1 protein-coding gene is annotated in these 1,380 nt (G+C 67.8%); it reads right to left on the bottom strand.

Annotated features, from left to right (window positions below; translation table 11 throughout):
* The coding region (locus ABZ749_RS35225) for an ATP-binding cassette domain-containing protein (RefSeq protein ID WP_357235746.1) at positions 1–1,246 on the bottom strand (1,246 nt) is incomplete at its 3' end.
* Positions 1,247–1,380 lie beyond the last annotated feature (134 nt).

Below are 1,380 nucleotides of genomic sequence, written 5' to 3'. Positions count from 1 at the left end.
TCTGCTGGTTGCCGCCGGAGAGCTTGCCGACCACCGCCATGACGCTCGGCGTGCGGATGTTCATCTCCTTGCGGCTCGTCTCGGCAACCTTGATCTCCTCGTTGCCGTTCACCCAGCCCAGGCGGGACAGCCGGTCCAGCGCGGCGGCGGACACGTTGCGCCGCACGTCGTCGATGAGGTTGAGCCCGTAGCGCTTGCGATCCTCGGTGACGTAGGCGATGCCGTTGTCGATCGCCTCGGCGACGGTACGCGCCTGCACCTCCCGCCCGTGGACGAAGAGTCGGCCCCGGATGTCGCGCCCGTAGGACCGACCGAACACGCTCATGGCCAGCTCGGTCCGACCGGCGCCCATGAGGCCCGCGATGCCGACGACCTCGCCGGCGCGTACGGACAGCCCGACGCCCTCGACGACCATCCGGTCCTGGACCGGGTGTCGCACCGTCCAGTCCTCGATGCGCAGGACCTCGTCACCGGGCGACGACTCGCGGTCGGGGTAGAAGCTGTCCAGGTCGCGCCCGACCATGCCGCGGATGATCCGCTGCTGGGTCACCTCGTCCGACCTCATGTCGAGGGTCTCCACGGCGCGCCCGTCACGGATGACGGTGGTCGAGTCGGCGATGGCGGTGATCTCGTTGAGCTTGTGCGAGATCATGATGCAGGTGATGCCCTGCTCCTTGAGCGCCCGCAGCAGGTCGAGCAGGTGCGCCGAGTCGATGTCGTTGAGCGCGGCCGTCGGCTCGTCCAGGATGAGCAGGCGCACCTTCTTCGACAGCGCCTTGGCGATCTCCACCAGCTGCTGCTTGCCGACCCCGAGCTGAATGACCGGGGTGACGGGGTTCTCGTGCAGCCCGACGGACGCCAGCAGCTTCGCTGCTTCGGCGTTGGCGAAGTTCCAGTCGATGAGCCCGCTGCGGCCGCGCCGCTCGTTGCCGAGGAAGATGTTCTCCGCGATCGACAGGTACGGCACCAGAGCGAGCTCCTGGTGGATGATGACGATGCCGTTGGCCTCGCTGTCGCGAATGCCGCGGAACTGCATCGGCTTGCCGTCGAAGAGGATCTCGCCGTCGTACGAGCCGGACGGGTAGACGCCGGACAGCACCTTCATCAGGGTGGACTTGCCGGCGCCGTTCTCACCACAGATGGCGTGGATCTCCCCGCGGCGCACTGCGAGGGTGACGTCCTCCAGCGCGGTCACGCCGGGGAAGGTCTTGGTGATGCGACGCATCTCGAGGATGGTGTCGTCCATGGTCACTGTCCTCCGTCAGGTCTGGACGCGGTACGCGCCCACGTACGATGGGGTGGTGACTGAGGCTCAGGCGACTCACCGGACCGGCAAGCGCGTGCTCCTGGCCAAGCCCCGCGGCTACTGCGCGGGTGTCG

Origin of the sequence: Micromonospora sp. NPDC047753, assembly GCF_040642735.1 — a bacterium.
Taxonomy (GTDB): domain Bacteria; phylum Actinomycetota; class Actinomycetes; order Mycobacteriales; family Micromonosporaceae; genus Micromonospora.
The sequence above is the reverse complement of the archived record's forward strand: the minus strand, read 5'-3'. Positions and strand labels throughout refer to the sequence as shown.